The organism is Mesorhizobium sp. M0663 (assembly GCF_040320585.1).
In the GTDB taxonomy this organism is placed as follows: domain Bacteria; phylum Pseudomonadota; class Alphaproteobacteria; order Rhizobiales; family Rhizobiaceae; genus Mesorhizobium.
In genome coordinates this window covers 169,052-186,607 of record NZ_JAMYPX010000005.1, presented here as the reverse complement: position 1 = coordinate 186,607, position 17,556 = coordinate 169,052, and the positions used below count along the sequence as shown (strand labels likewise).

Here is a 17,556-nt window from a genome sequence, read left to right as displayed (position 1 = left end):
CCTACTTCTTCAGCTGGTCGCGCAACGCGGCGAGCTTGGCGAAGGGCGAGTCCGGATCGAAGCGGACCGGGCGTTCCTCACGCGGCTTTGGCTGGAAGGCGGGCTTTGCGCCTTGGGCGCCGCCTTTGCCGTCCTGTCGGCCAGCCTTCCAGTCGGGCCGGTTTTCGCGCCGGTCCGGGCGTTCACCTTGCGGCTTGCCGGCGCGCTGTTCTGCCGCCTCGCCTTGCGGCCTGGGCTTGAACTTGCTGCGATCGAAGCGCGGCTTGCCGGCGCCGTCGCGCTGGTCGTGGCGCCCCTGACGGGCGGGCCGGTCGCCCGGCGTCGGTTGCCCGCCGGCATCTGCCGGCGCATCGCTGCGGCTGTCCGGCGCAGCTTGACCATTGCGCGCGCGATTGTCCCGATGATTGTCCCGGGGGCGGTTGTCATGCTGGCGATGACGCGGGCGCTGGTCGAAACGACCCTGCCGCCATAACAGGACAGGTTTTGGCTCCTCCGCTTCTGGAGCAGCTTCGCCGGAGACGGCTTCCGCCGTCGCTGCAGGTTCGGCCGGCGATGCTTCCGTAGTGTCGGAAACCGGCGGTTCTGCCGATGCCGCAGCCTCAGTTTCCGCCCCAAGTTCCGCCGTTGGCTCGGCCGCTGGTTCCGCAGGCGCTTCAGCAGTCGCCTCCGCGGCGGGCCGGGTCTCTTGCGTGACTTCTGCCGCAGCTTCAGGGGCTGGAGCTTCCGCGACAGGCTCTGCCGTCGCTTCGGTCACAGCTTCGGCCGCCGCCTCCGCAACAGGAGCCGCATCCGACACAGGTTCCGAAGCCTCCGCCGGCGGCTCTGGCGCGGCAGATGCTTCCGCCATCCTCGCCTGCTCGACTCGCGCAGCCTCTTCCGCCGCCTGCTTTGCAGCGGCAGCTTCACGCGCGGCATTGTCCTGTGCTTCGAGCCGCGCCTTGACCTCGGCCGCCGGTTTGGCATCGGCGCGATAGCCGAGTCCCTTCAGGATTTCTTCCATGTCGTCGGCGGTGGCGCCGAGAATCGACATCATCGGCGGCGTCACCATGAAGGACTGGCCGTCATAGGCGCCGTCGGGGCGAGGGCCGAGGCCCGGCTTCCAGTTGGTCGCCGGCCGGATCAGGTCGGCCAGCCGTTCGAGAATATCGACGCGTACAGCACGCCGGCCAAGATTGCGGTAGCCGGCAAGCTTGTAGAAGGTCTTGTCGAAGGTCGGATCGATGACCACCGAGGTGCGGCCGGAGGCCAGTGCGTGAACGACATCGCCGAAGCCGGGCTTGTCCTTGCCGTCGTTCCTCAGCGCCCACAGCAGCGTTATCAGCCCGGCCGGCGCCGGCTTGATCAGCGCCGGGACGAAGACATGGTAGGCGCCGAAGCGCACGCCGAGACGGCGAAGCGCCGCGCGGCCTTCCTGGTCGAGGGATTTCATCTCGTCGGCGATGTCGCGACGGTTGATGAGGCCGAAATGCTCGACGAGCTGGAAAGCAATGCCGCGGCCGATACCGGTGATCTGCTCCGCATTCTTGAGATCGACCAGCGGCTTCAGCAGGGATTCGATCTGGAAATTGACGAAGCGCTCGGCGCGCGCCGCAACCTTGTCGCGTGCCGGGCCGGTGAGTTGCTCGTCGGCGAGCAGAACGAGACGCGGCTTCAAAGCGTCTTCGCCGGCAACCAACGTGCCGATCGGGGCGCCGATCCAGCGCAGCGTGCCATCCGAACCCAGCGCAATGTCGCCATTGGCAGAGGCGCCGAAACGCTCGGCCCGCGCTTCGAACTCGGCGGCAAGCGCCTTCTGCGCCGCCGCCCGCACCGCCTTGGCATCCTCGCCGCCGGCGCTCTGGTCGGCGGTGAAGCGGAAACCCTGCAACTCGCCGACGTGATGGCCTTCGACGAGGACGGTTCCGGTTGGGCTGATTTCGGCTTCAGGCATCGTGTTTTCTCTAAGGCGCCGCATGAGGACGGAAGTCCTGCGGTCTACAAAACGTTTCGTCAACCGCTCATGCAGCGCATCCGACAATCTGTCTTCGATTTCGCGCGTCTTTTCCTGCCAGTGTGCCCGATCGGCCAGCCAGCCGGGCCGGTTGGAGACGAAGGTCCATGTGCGGATCTGGGCAATCCTGTGCGACAGCGTGTCGATGTCGCCTTCAGTGGTGTCGGCACGGCGCACCTGCTCGGCCATGTAGTTCTCGTCGACATGGCCGTGCCTGGCAAGGTCCATGTAGATGGAGGCGATCAAGTCGGCGTGCTGGGCCGGCGCGATCTTCCTGTAGTCGGGCAGCGCGCAGGCTTCCCACAGCAGCGCCACGCGTCTGGCATCGGTGGTGAGTGCCCGGACGTCCTCGTCGCGCGACAGATGCTCGAGCGCCTGCGCGTCTACTGCCGGCAGCGCGCGCGTCAGGCCTTCGACCGGGGCGTTGGTCTCAATCGAGCGCTTCAGCGCATCGAGGCTGGCGAAATCGAAATGCGCGGTACGCCACTGCAGCACTTTCACCGGATCGAAATCATGCGCCTCGATCTTGTTGACCAGTTCATCATCCAGCGGATCGACCTGGCCGGTGACGCCGAAGGTGCCGTCGCGCAGATGCCGGCCGGCGCGGCCGGCAATCTGGCCGAGCTCGGCCGCCGTCAGGTTGCGGTACTGGTAACCGTCGAATTTGCGATTCTGGGCGAAGGCAACGTGGTCGAGGTCGAGGTTGAGGCCCATGCCGATGGCGTCGGTGGCGACGAGGTAGTCGACGTCGCCCGACTGGAACAGCGCCACCTGGGCGTTGCGGGTGCGCGGGCTGAGTGCGCCGAGCACGACGGCGGCACCGCCCTGCTGGCGGCGGATCAGCTCGGCGATGGCATAGACCTCGTCGGCCGAGAAGGCGACGATCGCGGTGCGCCGCGGCAGGCGGGTCAGCTTCTTCGAGCCGACATAGGCAAGATGCGACAGGCGTGGTCGCGTCACTACCGACACGCCCCGCAGCAGGCGCTGCAGAATGCCGTGCATGGTGGCGGCGCCGAGCAGCAGCGTCTCCTGGCGGCCGCGCAGATGCAGGATGCGATCGGTGAAGATGTGTCCGCGTTCGAGATCGCCGGCGAGCTGGACCTCGTCGATGGCAACGAAGGCGGCGTCGGTCTCGCGCGGCATCGCTTCCACGGTGCAGACCGAGTATTTCGCGCCCGCCGGCTGGATCTTTTCCTCGCCGGTGATGAGCGCCACCTTATGGGCGCCGACCTTCTCGCAGACGCGCGTATAGACCTCGCGGGCAAGCAGCCTGAGCGGCAGGCCGATGACGCCGCTTTCGTGCGCCACCATGCGCTCGATCGCGAGATGGGTCTTGCCGGTATTGGTCGGGCCGAGCACGGCCGTCACGTCTCGACCCGACAGGATCAGCGGTTCAGTGTGTTTCGGATAGATGTTCATCGGCCTGGAAATAAGGCTCTCTGCCTCGCATTGTCGGGAGCGCGCCCATATTGGCCGCGTATGACAGGCGACACATAGGGATTTCGGGCGCGAAGCGAAAGCGGAATATGCCGAGGGCAGGCCGATTGGTTGGTTCGAAGCCAGAAAATCTGTTCCCGATTAACAGTTGGAACGAGTCTGGAACGAATCAGCGACGAATCACTGACTCGCGCTGATTCAGGGTTTGTTCACGGCTACATCTGGGTTTTCTGTCGGCGTACCTCACCACATGCTGAATCACGGAAACTGGCCCGATTTATGCAAGTGGCATCCAAGCGAGCACTGCGGTTAACCTTTGCCGGTGAATGGTCGTGGCTGGCCAATCTGCTTCGCACAACATTATGAAATTATTGATGTTTCCTAACGCGCTTCAATCATTTCGAGGGTGTTTTCAGCTCTCGCCGTTAACGTTCCGCTCAAAGCCGGAACGAATCGGCGACGAATCAGAGATAGCCGAAGTTTCTTGGTTTGTTCACCGCTGCATGTTGTGTTGTGAACAGCTTTTCCACCGAGAATCCACAGGCTGCCGGGCGGTTTTTGCATAGGCTGCGCAGCGGCCGTTAACCTTTGCGTGCCGGATTGGGGCAGCGTGCCGCATCGAGATCTTGCAACGGGAAGACCGCTATAGAAACGAGCCGTTTTGCAGGCCCGTTCGTCCAAGCGCGTATCTGTCTCAACGTAAAGATAAACGATCAGGCGATGTACTGGCCGCCATTGGCTGATATGGTCGAGCCGGTGATGAAACCGGCATCGTCGGAAGCGAGGAAGACGACGCAGCGCGCGATCTCCTCCGGCTCGCCGAGACGGCCGACCGGGATGTGCGGGATGACGCGCTCGTTGAGGACCTTCTCGTCCATTGCCTTGACCATCTCGGTGGCGATGTAGCCGGGGCAAATGACGTTGACGGTGATGCCGGCGCGCGCGCCTTCCTGGGCCAGTGCCTTGGTGAAGCCGATATCGCCGGCCTTCGAGGCCGAATAATTGACCTGGCCGACCTGGCCTTTCTGGCCGTTGATCGAGGAGATGGTGATGATGCGACCGAACTTGCGGTCGCGCATGCCGCCCCACAATGGATGCGTCATGTTGAAGACGCCGGAAAGGTTGGTGTCGAGTACCTCTTTCCATTGCTCGCGCGTCATCTTGTGGAACATCGCGTCGCGAGTGATGCCGGCATTGTTGACCAGCACCGAGACGGGACCGAGATCGGCTTCGATCTGTTTGATGCCGGCGGCGCAGGCCTCGTAGTCGGCGACGGACCATTTATAGACCGGGATGCCGGTCGCGGCCTTGAACTTTGCCGCTGCTTCTTCATTGCCGGCGTAGTTTGCGGCGACCGAATAGCCGGCGCTTTTCAAGGCGACCGATATCGCCGCGCCGATGCCGCGCGACCCGCCTGTGACGATTGCAACCTTTGTCATGCGTTTCCCTCCCAGAGTGAATGGTGAATGGGGAATGGGGAATGGTTATTGCGTAAGCCCTCCGATCTTCCATTCACCATTCACCATTCACCATTCACAATTTGCCATTCATCCCATTGCTTCCACGCACATGGCAACACCCATGCCGCCGCCGATGCACAGCGTGGCAAGGCCTTTCTTGGCACTTCTGCGGCGCATCTCGTAGGCCAGCGTGTTGAAGATGCGGGCGCCCGAGGCGCCGACCGGATGGCCGATGGCGATGGCGCCGCCATTGACGTTGACGATGGCCGGATCCCAGCCCATGTCCTTGTTGACGGCGCAGGCCTGCGCGGCAAAGGCCTCGTTGGCTTCGACCAGATCGAGGTCGCCGACCGACCAGCCGGCCTTGGCCAGCGCCTTGCGCGAGGAGGGGATCGGTCCCGTCCCCATGATCTGCGGGTCGACACCGGCGGTCGCCCAGGAAACGATACGCACCAGCGGTGTGATGCCGCGCCTTGCGGCTTCCGCTTCGGTCATCAGCACCACGGCGGCGGCACCGTCGTTGATGCCGGAAGTATTGGCAGCAGTCACCGTGCCTTCCTTGTCGAAGGCGGGCTTGAGCTTGGTCATGGCATCGATTGTCGCGCCGTGGCGGATGTATTCATCCTGGTCGACTACGGTGTCGCCCTTCCTGCCCTTGACTGTAAAGGCAACGATCTCGTCCTTGAATTTCCCGGCTTTCTGCGCGGCCTCGGCCTTGTTCTGGGAAGCCAGTGCGAACTGGTCCTGGTCGTCGCGGGTGATCTGGAACTGGCGGGCGACGTTCTCAGCGGTGTTGCCCATATGATAGCCATAGAAGGCATCGGTCAGGCCGTCCTTGATCATGGTGTCGATCAGCTTGAAATCGCCCATCTTGACGCCACCGCGCAGATGTTGCGCATGCGGAGCCATTGACATCGATTCCTGGCCGCCGGCAACGATGATTTTTGCATCGCCCTGGGCGATCTGCTGCATGCCGAGCGCGATGGCGCGCAAGCCGGAGCCGCAGAGCTGGTTCAGGCCCCAGGAGGTCGCCTCCTGCGGCACGCCGGCGGCCATAGCCGCCTGCCGCGCCGGGTTCTGTCCTTGAGCCGCGGTCAGGATCTGGCCGAGGATGACCTCGTCCACCTCCTTGCCGTCGACGCCGGCACGGACCAGCGCTTCCCTGACGGCGACGGCACCCAATTCATGGGCTGGGGTGTTGGCGAAAGCGCCGTTGAAGGAGCCGACGGGCGTGCGTGCTGCACTGGCGACAACGATGGCGTTGGAAGCGGACATGTTCTTCTCCAGGCTTTCGGGGAACGATTTCGGGTGCCGTCGGGGACTTTTCTTGCCCTTTCCACAACCCGAGTCAAACCCGAAATGGGCATGGCGTCCCACTGCCGCAAGCATGCCGCCCGTCGCTGCAACGGCGGCCCATCCGTGCTGCGCAGCATAAAATGTTCCCGCACTGCACAAACTGCTTGGATTCATGACGCTTTTGCGCATATCCTTTAAAAAGGCGCAATCGTTACCGGCGGCTTACTTAAGCTGCCCGGTGTCCGGGGAGGATGCAGATGGCCGCAAAAGACGAACCTATTGTTATCAAGAAATATGCCAATCGCCGTCTCTACAATACGGGCACCAGCACCTATGTGACGCTCGAGGATCTCGCTGAAATGGTCAAAAGAGGCGAGGACTTTACTGTCCAGGACGCCAAGACCGGTGACGACATCACGCATCCGGTACTGACCCAGATCATCTTCGAGCTGGAGAACAAGGACGGGCAGAACATGCTGCCGATCCCGTTCCTGCGTCAGCTCATCGCCTATTATGGCGACCAGATGCAGATGATCGTGCCGAGCTTTCTCGAGCAGTCGATGCTGGCCTTCTCGAAGGAGCAGGAGCGCTTTCGCGAGCAGATGAAAGATGCCCTCGGCAAGTCGCCGATGGACATGATGAAGATCGCTACGCCGATCAAGGTGCTGGAGGAGCAGACGCGGCGCAACATGGAAATGTTCCAGAACGCCATGCGGCTGTTCACGCCGTTCCCGTCCGCGGGCTCGGCGCCGGCAGCAGCGCCGGCCGAACCGGCCAGGAAGGAAACGCCGGAAAAACCCGACGACCTTCAGGAGCTGAAGGAGCAGATCGCCGCGATGCAGCGCAAGCTCGACACCATGTCGTGATTGCCGGGGCGAGGCGCCGCGTCGAACCTTCGCTCAGGCGCCGCTGAGACTTCGCAAACAGCGCGGCTAGAGCTGCTCCGGCAGCGGCCCCTGGTAGCGGGCGCGTGGCCGGATCAGGCCGTTGCTTGTCACCTGCTCCACGGCATGCGCGGCCCAGCCGACGCTGCGGCCGAGCGCGAACAGGCGGAACGGCGCATCGGACGGCAAACGGAGACCGCGCGTCAGCGCGGCCAAAGCGAAATCGACGTTCGGGCGCATGCCCGTTGCCGCAAAGGCCGCATCGCAAAGCCGTAACAGCCCATCATCGACATCTATCGCGGCCAGCAACGGTTCCGCACGCGGATCGCCGTCGGGATAAAGCGGATGGCCAAATCCGGGCAGCGGCCTGTCGTGACCGAGCCAGCGTCCGACAGCCGCATCCGGCCCCAATCTCTGCGCATCTTCCGCCAGCATCATGACCGCCTCCGCGGCGCCGCCATGACGCGGACCGGAGAGCGTGGCGAGGCCGGCAAGCAGGCAGGCCGAAACAGGTGCACCGGTGGACGCGGCGACCCGCGCGGCGAAGGTCGATGCGTTCAATTCGTGATCGGCCAACAGTACCAGTGAGCGACGGATCAAGTCTGCGCCGGCCGCATCGAGCGACCATCCCCGCGCCAGCCTTTCGTGCACGGCACCAGTTCCGGGATTCGCGCCGAGCGCCTGGGCCAAAGCGGCGATGGCGCCGGCCGCATCGTGGTTGAGCGAAGCCGATCTTCGGCCGAGCGAAGGCCGGCCGTTGGCCGCCAACGCGGCCAATTCCGCGAAGGCAGCCGGCCGGCCAGTTGCGCCGTTGTCATGGCGGCTCGCCGAGACGAACGACACTGGTGCGCCAGATGCCCAAAGCAGGTTTGCCGTCTGCTCCAGCGTGGCAGCCTCGCAGAGAGCAACCGCATCCTGGCCGCGATAGACAAGGCGGCCATGCAAAACGGTCGAGATCGTGGTGGCGATCGCCGGCTCACCCCAGGCAATTGCACTTTCGGCGATTGCCTGGGGATTTCGGCCACGAGCCCGGCGGCTCGCCAGCGCCGCGATATCGTCGGCGCGATACTGGCTGCGGCGTGGATCCGCCCGGTCCGGCCGCACGCCGATGCGTCCGCGGCTGACATAGGCATAGAGGGTCTGGGCTCGCACCTTGAGACGCTCCAGGGCTTCGTCCCGCGTCAGCCACTCCGTCATGTCAGCCTTGTCATGTTGATTCCGTTGATCAAGATTGATGGTCGAGTCACCAACCCTTATCTTCCACCCGGAAAGGGTCAAGGAGAAAACCAATGGCGAATGGGCTCGATGATGTGGTGGCGGCGGAAACGGTGCTCTCCGATGTTGACGGTCTTGGTGGCCGCCTGACCATCCGGGGCCATTCGTTGCCCGAACTGGCAGGCCGCTGGAAATACGCCGAGGTGGTTCATCTGCTGTTCGACGGCTTTTTCGACGATCTTCCCGACGGCAGCGAGCTGGCGAACGCGATCGGTCGGGCGCGCAGCGAAGTGTTCGAGCAGATCAAACCCTTGCTGCCGTTTCTCGCATCCGTCGATATCTACAGCGCGATGCGCGCCGGTATTGCCCTGCTGCCGGATGGCGGCAAATTGTCGGACGCGCTGCGGCTGGTTGCGGCACCTGCCGTGCTGACGCCGGCCTTGCTGCGCTTGCAGCGCGGCGAAAGCCCGATTGCGCCCGATAGCAAGGCCGATCATGCAGCCGACATGCTGCGGATGCTGACCGGCATTGTGGCCTCGCCTAAATTGGCGAAGGCGCTCGATGCCTATCTCGTGACGGTTTGCGACCACGGCCTCAACGCATCGACCTTCGCCGCGCGCGTGGTCGCTTCGACGCAGGCCGGGCTTACTTCGGCGGTGCTGGCCGGGCTCGGAGCGCTCAAGGGGCCGCTGCATGGCGGCGCGCCAGGTCCGGTGATCGAGATGCTGGATGCGATCGAGGCGCATGGCGACGCCGCCGGCTGGCTGCGTGGCGAGATCGCGCGTGGCCGCCGCATCATGGGCTTCGGGCATCGCATCTACCGTGTGCGCGATCCGCGTGCCGACGTGCTGAAAGCGGTGGTGCGGCAGCTCGGCGCCAAGGGCGAAGCCGGCCACCGGCTGGCGTTTGCCGAAAGCGTGGAGCAAGCGGCGCTCGAAGTGCTTCTCATCGCCAAGCCGTCGCGCTCGCTCCAGACCAATGTCGAGTTCTTCACAGCGCTCCTGCTGGAAGCGGCGGGCTTTCCGAAAGAGGCGTTCACCAATGTCTTTGCTGCCGGGCGCGTCGCCGGCTGGATTGCCCATGCGCGCGAGCAGCAAACGAGCGGACGGCTGATCCGGCCGCAGTCGCGCTATATCGGGACGGTGCCGGACCTCGTCGCCTGACGAGCTTTCAGCGCATGCTTTGCGAAACGAGGCGACGACCTCTCTTAGGGGACGAGAGAGGTCTACATGACAAAAATTTCATGTCATTGCTCCACACATCCGCTGTTCTTGGGTGACAGAGAGCCTATATGCTGCAGTGCAGCATGGTTCCACGGGAGCCCGCCTCGAAAGGAATAAAGCCGCCTTGACCGCCAGAAAAACCGCCATCGTCACCGGTTCCACCTCGGGCATCGGCCTGGCCATTGCCCACGCGCTCGCGGCCGAAGGCTGCAACGTCGTCGTCAATTCCTTTTCCGACACCGCCGACGACCGCGCCATCGCAGACGCGATCGCGAAGCACCACAAGGTGAAGACCGCCTATGTCAAAGCCGACATGTCGAAGCCGGCCGAGTGCCGGGCTTTGGTGGCGAAGGCAGCCGAGGCATTCGGCTCGGTCGACATCCTGATCAACAATGCCGGCATCCAGCATGTCGCGCCGGTGGAAAGCTTCCCGATCGAGAAGTGGGATGCGATCATCGCCATTAACCTGTCATCGGCCTTCCACACCATCGCAGCCGCCATCCCGTTGATGAAACAGGCCGGTGGCGGCCGGATCGTCAACGTCGCCTCGGCCCACGGCCTTGTCGCCTCGCCGTTCAAGTCGGCCTATGTCTCGGCCAAGCATGGCATTATGGGCTTGACCAAGACTGTCGCCCTGGAACTGGCGCGCGACAAGATCACCTGCAATGCCATTTGTCCGGGCTATGTGTTGACGCCGCTGGTCGAGGCGCAGATCCCCGACCAGATGAAGGCCAACAAGATGGACCGCGAGACGGTGGTCCGTGAGGTAATGCTCGAAAAGCAACCGACCAAGGAGTTCGTCACCGTCGAGCAGGTTGCGGCGGCCGCGGTGTTCCTATGCTCGGATGCGGCGGCGCAGATCAACGGCGCGCACATCTCTGTCGATGGCGGCTGGACCGCTCAGTGAGGCTTCCAGCGGTCAAGGGCCACGCCATGCCGAAAAATGGCAAGGCGGAAGAGCCAAAGAAGATCAATGTCGCGCTGCAAGGCGGCGGTTCGCACGGGGCGTTTTCCTGGGGCGTGCTCGATCGGCTGCTCGAGGACGGGCGCCTCGACATAACGGCGGTTTCGGGCACCAGCGCCGGCGCCATGAATGCCGTGGCGCTGGCCGACGGCTTTGTCCGCGGCGGTGTCGAGGGCGCGCGGCGGAAGCTCGACGATTTCTGGCGTGCGGTGGCGGCAAAGGGCCGCTTCAGCCCGGTACAGCGCATGCCTTGGGACGTCGCCTGGGGCAATTGGTCGATCGAGAACACGCCCGGCTATTTCCTGTTCGATACGATGTCTCGGGTATTTTCGCCCTATGTCGCCAATCCGCTCGCCATCAATCCGCTGCGCGACGTGGTCGAACGTGAAATCGATTTCGACAATGTGCGCGCCTGCAAGTCGATGGAACTGTTCATTTCCGCTACCAATGTCGAGACCGGCCAGTTGCGGGTCTTCTCGGACGGCGAGATCGACCTCGACACGGTGATGGCGTCGGCCTGCTTGCCGCAATTGTTCCGTGCCGTCGAGATCAAGGGCGTGCCCTATTGGGATGGCGGTTATGGCGGCAACCCGGCACTGTTCCCGTTCTTCAAGACGGCGGCCACCGAGGACGTGCTTTTGGTGCAGATCAATCCGGTGGTCCGCGAGGGAACGCCGAAGAGCGCCAATGAGATCCAGAACCGCATCGACGAGATCACCTTCAATGCCGGGCTGTTGCGCGAATTCCGCTCGATCGCCTTCGTCAAGGAACTGATCGCCGCCGGCCGATTGCCGCACGGCGAATATCGCGACATCCGCATGCACCGCATCGATGCCGACGAAGCGTTCAAGGATCTGTCGGCATCGTCCAAGGTCAATGCCGAATGGGCGTTCCTTGCCTATCTGCGCGACCTCGGCCGCACCGCAGCCAGTGATTGGCTGGAAGAAAATTATGACGCCGTCGGCAAGCGGCCGACGATCGATCTGTCCGGCGAACTCGACGACGGCTTGAAGCCGGTGACCGGGCCGGCGCCGGGCCGGCGGGTCAAGGAATTTCTTGCGGCGCGCAAGCAGCCCGAGGCCGCCCGCCGTCCGGCCTAGCTGCTTCGCAAGCAGATGGCATTCGCAATCCGTCAATCATCCTGACACTTGCTGCCATACCGCTGTTTTGGCGATCAACAGCCGATGCTGCAGCCGCATCTTTGCGGACAAAGCAACAACCCATCAACTTTTCTGACTATATTGCGCTGCAACTTTGAGGTAGAAGCGCGCTTCGCCGATCACGGCAATTTGAATACGGCCTCGCGCGCACCCATATCGGCGACGCGCCCCAAGTAGAAGATGCGGCCTGGCCGAACCCCGCGCACTGGAAAAATGACGATGCCGAAATTCAGGTTTCACAAGCTTGCAGCCATTGTTGTGCTCATCGGGTTCGCCGGCTGGATGGCGACAGGCGAGTTCTCGTCCGTCGGCAGCGCGTCCGCCGACAACAAGCCCAAGGCAGGAGAGGTCGAGCAGCCCAAGGCAGCCGACGCAGGCAAGCCCCAAGCTGGCGAACAGGGGGCTGCCAAACCGGGGACTGCCGAGGCGGAACAGCCCAAGGCGCCGTTGCGCACGGTCGCGGTCATAACCCCGCCGCGGCGCACCTATGCACGCGCTATCCGCATTTCCGGACTGACCGAAGCCGACAAGCGCGCCGTCCTGGCGACACGCGTCGCCGGCGTCATCGACAAGCTGCCGGTCAAGCAGGGCCAGCACGTCAAGACCGGCGACCTGATCCTGATGCTTGCCGCCGAGGAAAAAATCTCGGCGGTCGACAATGCCAAGCAGCTTGTCGTGCAACGTGAGGCAGAGCTGGCAGCTGCCCTGCGGCTGATGAAAACCGGCAATCTGCCCAAGTTGCAGCTCGATACAACCCGCTCCAACCTGACGCTGGCCAAGTCGCAACTGGACGCAGCGCAAGCCGAGCTCGACCGCAACGAGGTGAAGGCGCCCTTCGACGGCGTCATCGACCGGGTGCCGGTGGAGCTTGGCAGTTCCGTGATGCAGGGCGGCGAGGTGGCGACCATTCTCAAGCTCGATCCGGTGATCGCACGCGGCGAAGTCAGCGAACGCGATCTCGGCTATCTGAAGATCGGTGACGAAGCCAATGTGCGCCTGGTCAGTGGCCAGACCGTCAAGGGTACGGTGCGCTACATCAGCCGGGATGCATCTTCGGCAACCCGTACCTTTCGGGTTGAAGTCGCTATCCCCAATGCCGATGGGTCCGTACCGGCCGGCATGACGGCAGAAATCGCGCTCAGCGCCCAGCCGACCGACGCCGTGATGCTGCCGCGCTCGGTGGTGACGCTCGGCGACAAGGGCGACCTCGGCATCCGCGCCGTCGACAAGGATGACAAGGTCGTGTTCTTCCCGATCGATCTGGTCGACGACACGCCAACCGGCCTGGTGCTCGGCGGCATTGCGGCCGACGCCCGCATCATCGTCGCCGGCCAGGAGCTGGTGAAGGAAGGCGAGGTGGTCAAGCCGGTCGCAGCCGACCAGGCGACCATCCAAAAGCTGTTGGGCGAAGCGACGGCCGGGACGCAGTAATCATGGACATCGTCAAACTTGCTATCAGCAATGCCCGGCTGACCATTGCGGTCCTGGTCTTTCTCATCCTTGCCGGTGCGGTCGCCTACCAGTCGACGCCGAAGGAAGCGGAACCGGACGTTCCGATTCCGATGATGTATGTCAGCCTGATCTACCAGGGCATCTCGCCGGAAGACTCCGAGCGCCTCCTGCTGCGGCCGATGGAAGCCAAGCTGAAGAGCCTGAAAGGCCTCAAGGAGATGCGCTCGGCCGCCTTCCAGGGCGGCGGTTATGTGCTGGTCGAATTCCAGCCACAGACGGATCTCGCCACCGCGCTGCAGGACACACGCAGCAAGGTGCAGGACGGCAAGGCCGACCTGCCGCAAGCGGCTGAGGAGCCCGTGGTCTCCGAGGTCAATATCTCCGAGTTCCCCGTCCTGGTCGTGACGCTGTCGGGCGAGGTGCCCGAGCGCGTGCTGACGGCGGCGGCGCGCGAGCTGCGCGACCGCATCGAGGAAGTGCCTGGCGTGCTCGAGGGCTCGCTGCAGGGTGCGCGCGACGACCTCGTCGAAGTGGTCATCGATCCGATGAAGCTGTCTTCCTACGGGCTGCAGCTCGACCAGTTGATCGGTGCGGTCGGCGCTTCCAACAGTCTTGTCGCCGCCGGCAACATCGAAGGATCCGAGGGCAAATACGCGGTCAAGGTGCCCTCGCTTATCGAGACACCGGAGGATGTGGCGGCGCTTCCGGTCGTCGCCGGCCCCAATGCGGTGGTGCAGGCCAAGGACATTGCCACCATCCGCTCCACATTCAAGGACGCCGAGACGGTCACCCGCCTCGACGGCAAGCCGGCGATCGCCATCGAGGTGAAGAAGCGCATCGGCTCCAACCTGATCGATACGATTGGCAAGGTCAGGGAGGTGTCCGACGCCTTCATCAAGACGATGCCGGAGGGCATGCACGTCACCTACACGCAAGACAAGTCCGTCTTCGTGAACCAGTTGCTCGGCGACCTGCAGAACCACGTGATGATCGCCGTCATCCTGGTGTTCATCGTCATTCTCTACGCGCTGTCTGGCCGTGCCTCGCTGCTGATCGGATTGGCCATCCCCTCGTCCTTCCTGATCGGCATCCTGTTGCTGGCAATGATGGGCTACACGATCAACATGATCGTGCTGTTCAGCCTCATCCTGGCGGTCGGCATGCTGGTCGACGACGCCATCATCGTCACCGAATTCGCCGAGCGACGCATGAGCGAGGGCATGCCGAAGGAGCAAGCGTTCGCGCTTGCCGCCAAGCGCATGGCCGGCCCGGTCATCGCGGCGACGATGACGCGCATTGCCGCCTTCTCGCCGCTGTTGTTCTGGCCGGGCATTATCGGCGACTTCATGAAATACATGCCGATCACGCTGATCGTGACGCTCTCGGCCTCGATGCTCTATGCGCTGGTCTTCGCGCCGACGCTGGGCGCGATATTTGCCAAGGCGCCGGCCCATCACCCCGACGACAATCGCGACGGCTGGTACATGGCCGTGGTCAAGCAGGCGGTGCATTATCCCATCACCGTGCTTGTCCTCACTGTGGCGCTGTTGTTCGGCGTCGGCTACGCCTATTCGAAATTCGGCGCCGGCGTCGAATTCTTCCCGAATGTCGAGCCTGACTACGGCCTGCTCTATGTCCACGCCCGCGGCAATCTTTCGCTTGCCGAAATGGACGCGGCCACCAAGACCGCGGAAAATCGGCTGCTCGGTTGGCCGGGCGTGAAGTCTGTCTATACCCGTGTCGGCAAGACGCAGGGCGGCGGCCAGGATGTTCCGGAAGACGTGGTTGGCGTGATCCAGTACGAATTCGTCGACTGGCGCGAGCGTAAATCGGCGAACTCAATCCTGGACGAACTGCGCGGCGTGATGGCTGGCATTCCCGGTGTCGACGTCGAGGTTCGCGTGCCGGAAGCCGGCCCGCCTACAGGCAAGCCGATCCAGATCAGGCTTTCGGCCGTCGATCCGAAGGGCCTTGACGACAAGGCCCGCGCGGTCGCCGCGCGCATTGCCAAGGTGCCCGGCGTCATCGATATTTCCGACGGTCTGGCGCCGCCCGGCGTCGACTGGGCGCTCGAGGTCGATCGCGCCAAGGCGGCGCAGTACGGCATCAGCCCAACCGCGGTCGGGACGGTCGTGCAACTGGTGACCAACGGGCTGAAGCTCAGCGAATACCGGCCCGCCGGCGCCGACGATGCAGTCGACATCAGGCTGCGCCTGCCCGAGGATCGGCGCACGCTGTCAACGCTCGACGAACTGCGGGTGCAGACCGCGCAAGGCTCGGTGCCGATCTCGAACTTCGTCGTGCGCAAGCCGGAGCCGACGGTCGGTATCCTCAACCGCATCGACGGCGCGCGAACTGTGGTCGTCCAGGCCAACGTCGCTGCCGGCGCCCAGGTGGCAGCCGTCCAGCAGGAGGTCACCAAAGCTGTCGCCGACATGAACCTCGGCAGCGGCATTCGCTGGAAGCTTGCCGGCTCGAATGAGGACAGCGCGGAGGCCGGCGCCTTCCTCAGCAAAGCCTTCGGTGCGGCGATCTTCCTGATTTTCATCGTGCTTCTGGCGCAGTTCAACAAGTTCACCAGCGTCTGGCTGGTGCTGTCCTGCGTGGTCATGGCGACGATCGGCGTGTTCCTCGGGCTGCTGCTGACGGGAGAGGCATTCGGCATCGTCATGTCGGGCATCGGTGTCATCGCGCTGGCCGGGGTGGTGGTGAACAACAACATCGTGCTGATCGACACCTATGACCGGTTGCGCGAAGAGGGCTGGGACAAATACGAAGCCGTGCTGCAGACCTGCCGCGAGCGTGCCCGCCCGGTGGTGCTGACGGCGGTATCGGCGATCCTCGGTGTGCTGCCGATCGCCTTCGGCCTCGGCCTCGAAATCTTCCATCACGAGACGACGATCAACGCGCCGTCGACGCAATGGTGGATTTCGCTGTCTTCGGCGATCGTCTTCGGGCTGTCCTTCGCCACCGTGCTGACGCTGGTGGTGACGCCGTCGATGCTGATGGTGTTCACTCGCGCCAAGGTCAAACCCGGTGCGCGTCGTGGCTGGTTCAGTCGCCTGTTGGGGCGTCGAAAGGCCGAAATCCCGTCGAAAGGCCTGGACGCCGATCTGGGCGCCGAACCGGCGATCGCCTTCCCGAAGGCCGCCGAATAGAGTCCGGATCGCCGTCCTGATCAAGCAAAGGCCGCCCGGGAACAATGGGCGGCCTTCTGCATTGTTCCGTCATTGCAACCTCAAAGCGAGGATTTTCTGATGACGATCAGCACCATTCTCATCATTATCCTTATTCTTATTCTGATCGGCGCGGTTCCGGCGTGGCCGCATTCCCGGTCCTGGGGTTACGGACCATCCGGCATCGTCGGCGTCATTCTGATCGTTGTCCTGGTGCTGCTGTTGATGGGCCGGATCTGACCGCAATCATTGGTCGTGACAAGCGGCGGATGACCATCTGGCCATCCGCCTTTTTTTGGTTTGTTGTTAGGCAACTTTTTGCGTCGTCTTGAGCGTGGCGATGCCGATATCCTCGAGCGCTTCCGACACTGCATTTTCCAGCGGCGTGTGCGGGATCGTACCGATAACGCTTTCCAGCCTGCCTGAAACCAGCCGGTGCGGCTCGAAGCGGAGATAGGACATCGAAACGATCTCGCGCCACATCGCCACGAACGGGCCGCCGGCACGCAGCACCCACCACGGCATCGACGTCAGTTTCAGCGTGCGTCCGAGCGCCTTCTCCGCGGCCGCCTTGATGTCCAGATCGGTCACCGCATGGCCAGGAAAGTTCAGCGCCTCGTAGGAGCCGAGCTTGTCGAGATTGTCAGCCAGCCCGACGAAGGCCTTGGCCAGGTCGGGCAGATAGGCCCATTCATGCACGAGATCGACCGGCCCTGGGGCGGTATAGACACCCTTGGTTATCTTGGCGGCAACAACCAGATCGAACCACGATCCGCTGCCGCTGCCGCCGAAGAAATCACCAGCGCGCAGCAGGATCGTGCGCACCCGACCCGCATCGGCCTCGCGGCGAAACAGATCTTCCATGGCGACGCGGATGCGGCCCTTTTCCGTTGTCGGGCGAAACGGCGTGTCTTCGGCGATCACCGCCGGCATCGGCGAGCCGTAATTGTAGACGGTGCCCGGGAAGAGATGCAGCGCGCCGTTCGCCCGGCAGGCAGCCATCACATTCTCGGCCATCGGCAGGCATTTGCTCCAGTCGGTGTAGAGCGGGTTGAGGCCGTTGAAAATGATATCGACGCCTTCGGTCGCGCGGATCAGCGCAGCACGGTCGAGCGCGTCGCCGGCGATCGCCGTAGCGCCTTTGAGCTCGGCCGGCACCTTGCCGCTGCGGGTGACAGCGCGGACATCGTAGCCGGCATCGAGGAAGGCCATGGCGACCGTGCGGCCGAGGCGGCCATTGGCGCCGAGAATTGCGATCGTGGTCATTGTTCGTCTCCGTGTTGCGTTACGACCCCAATA

At 63.6% G+C, this 17,556-nt stretch carries 12 protein-coding genes; 7 read left to right on the top strand and 5 right to left on the bottom strand.

All coding sequences use genetic code 11. The annotated features are described in order from the left end of the window. Position 1: 1 nt before the first annotated feature. The 3 genes from NKI54_RS13125 to NKI54_RS13115 form a co-directional block, all read right to left on the bottom strand. The gene (locus tag NKI54_RS13125; protein ID WP_352634185.1) at positions 2–3,409 is read right to left on the bottom strand and encodes a helicase-related protein; all 3,408 of its coding nucleotides are present in this window, start codon (positions 3,407–3,409) and stop codon (positions 2–4) included. Positions 3,410–4,140: 731 nt separating this feature from the next. Beyond that, the gene (phbB, locus tag NKI54_RS13120; RefSeq protein WP_023678447.1) at positions 4,141–4,866 is read right to left on the bottom strand and encodes an acetoacetyl-CoA reductase; all 726 of its coding nucleotides are present in this window, start codon (positions 4,864–4,866) and stop codon (positions 4,141–4,143) included. Between the two features lie 108 nt (positions 4,867–4,974). Then, the gene (locus tag NKI54_RS13115; protein ID WP_352691654.1) at positions 4,975–6,162 is read right to left on the bottom strand and encodes an acetyl-CoA C-acetyltransferase; all 1,188 of its coding nucleotides are present in this window, start codon (positions 6,160–6,162) and stop codon (positions 4,975–4,977) included. A 278-nt stretch (positions 6,163–6,440) separates the two neighbouring features. Here NKI54_RS13115 and phaR point away from each other — a divergent pair, with 278 nt between their 5' ends. Continuing rightward, positions 6,441–7,049, top strand: coding sequence for a polyhydroxyalkanoate synthesis repressor PhaR (phaR, locus tag NKI54_RS13110; protein ID WP_352454871.1), 609 nt, complete (start codon positions 6,441–6,443; stop codon positions 7,047–7,049). A 66-nt stretch (positions 7,050–7,115) separates the two neighbouring features. Here phaR and NKI54_RS13105 read toward each other — a convergent pair whose 3' ends face one another. Further along, positions 7,116–8,264, bottom strand: a complete 1,149-nt coding sequence (locus tag NKI54_RS13105; RefSeq protein ID WP_352634179.1) for a citrate/2-methylcitrate synthase — start codon at positions 8,262–8,264, stop codon at positions 7,116–7,118. Between the two features lie 92 nt (positions 8,265–8,356). Here NKI54_RS13105 and NKI54_RS13100 point away from each other — a divergent pair, with 92 nt between their 5' ends. From NKI54_RS13100 to NKI54_RS13075, 6 genes are all read left to right on the top strand, one after another. Beyond that, the gene (locus NKI54_RS13100; protein WP_352634177.1) at positions 8,357–9,445 is read left to right on the top strand and encodes a citrate synthase/methylcitrate synthase; all 1,089 of its coding nucleotides are present in this window, start codon (positions 8,357–8,359) and stop codon (positions 9,443–9,445) included. 184 nt (positions 9,446–9,629) lie between these two features. Beyond that, positions 9,630–10,412, top strand: a complete 783-nt coding sequence (locus NKI54_RS13095; protein WP_023678452.1) for a 3-hydroxybutyrate dehydrogenase — start codon at positions 9,630–9,632, stop codon at positions 10,410–10,412. 26 nt (positions 10,413–10,438) lie between these two features. Beyond that, positions 10,439–11,569: a patatin-like phospholipase family protein gene (locus NKI54_RS13090; RefSeq protein WP_023678453.1), complete on the top strand. Its 1,131-nt coding sequence runs from the start codon at positions 10,439–10,441 to the stop codon at positions 11,567–11,569. A 279-nt stretch (positions 11,570–11,848) separates the two neighbouring features. After that, entirely contained in the window at positions 11,849–13,060 is a 1,212-nt protein-coding gene (locus NKI54_RS13085; RefSeq protein WP_023678454.1) for an efflux RND transporter periplasmic adaptor subunit, read from the top strand. A gap of 2 nt (positions 13,061–13,062) precedes the next feature. Then, positions 13,063–16,239, top strand: coding sequence for an efflux RND transporter permease subunit (locus NKI54_RS13080; protein ID WP_023678455.1), 3,177 nt, complete (start codon positions 13,063–13,065; stop codon positions 16,237–16,239). A gap of 99 nt (positions 16,240–16,338) precedes the next feature. Beyond that, positions 16,339–16,497 (top strand): DUF3309 family protein, encoded by a 159-nt coding sequence (locus NKI54_RS13075; RefSeq protein WP_023678456.1) that lies wholly within the window; start codon positions 16,339–16,341, stop codon positions 16,495–16,497. A 66-nt stretch (positions 16,498–16,563) separates the two neighbouring features. On the opposite strand, the gene NKI54_RS13070 is transcribed toward NKI54_RS13075, so the two are convergent. Beyond that, on the bottom strand, positions 16,564–17,523 hold the full coding sequence (locus NKI54_RS13070; protein WP_352634174.1) for an NAD-dependent epimerase/dehydratase family protein: 960 nt from the start codon (positions 17,521–17,523) through the stop codon (positions 16,564–16,566). Between the last annotated feature and the right edge of the window lie 33 nt (positions 17,524–17,556).